This is a genomic window from Pseudomonas sp. EGD-AK9 (genome assembly GCF_000465935.2).
Taxonomy (GTDB): domain Bacteria; phylum Pseudomonadota; class Gammaproteobacteria; order Pseudomonadales; family Pseudomonadaceae; genus Aquipseudomonas.
This window is the reverse complement of sequence record NZ_AVOF01000732.1, coordinates 1-789: the sequence shown is the minus strand read 5'-3', so window position 1 is coordinate 789 and position 789 is coordinate 1. Positions and strand designations below refer to the sequence as shown.

Annotated in this window: 1 protein-coding gene; it reads right to left on the bottom strand. The window is 72.1% G+C overall.

What is annotated here, in order from left to right; genetic code table 11:
• Positions 1-789 (bottom strand): PAS domain-containing protein (locus N878_RS23365; protein ID WP_031303901.1); only part of this gene is annotated, 789 nt, incomplete at both ends.

Genomic DNA, 789 nt, shown 5'->3' with positions numbered 1-789 from the left:
CGGTGGCCCGCGAGCAGGGCGGCGATGGTCGCCTGCAGCGGCTCGCCCGCGGGATCCCGCAGGTAGTCGCCCAGCGGCAGGCCCAGGCAGCTGTGGCCGGGGCGCCCGCTCAAGCGATCCCAGGCCGGGTTGAGGAAGGTCAGGCGGCCCTGGCTGTCGGTCAGGCACACGGCATCGTCGATCTCCTGCACCAGCTCGCGGTAGCGCAGCTCGGACACCTGCAGCTCGTCGCGGGCGCGGCGCTGCTCGGTGAGGTCGATGTCGATGCAGTACATCTCCGCCTGGCCGCGGCTGTTGCGCAGCATCACGTGGCTGGAGAACACCCAGACCAGGCTGCCGTCCTGGCGCTGCAGCTGGATCTCGGCGGCGGGAATCACCGGTCCGCCCAGGTGCCAGGCCTGGATCGCCGCCACCACCTGACGGCGTTCGGCCTCCGGCACTATCAGTTCCTCCAGGCGCCGGCCGAGGGCGTCCTGCAGGCGGTAGCCGTACAGCTGCTCGCTGGCCGGGTTCCAGAAGATCACCCGGCGCTCGCGGTCGTAGCCCTGCACGGCGATGCGCGGGGTCTGCTCGAACAGCTGGCGAAAGCGCTGCTCGCTCTCGCGCAGGGCCTGCTCGTCGCGCTTCTGCGCGCTGATGTTCTGCAGGGTGCCGAGGGCATGGCCGGGGCGATCCGCCTCGCCGTGCAGCAGCAGCCAGTATTCGCCGTTGTCGCGCGACTGGCGCAGGCGCAGGCTGAGGTGCAGGGCCTGGCCCTCCTGCAGCAGCGCCAGCAGGGCGCGGCGCGCC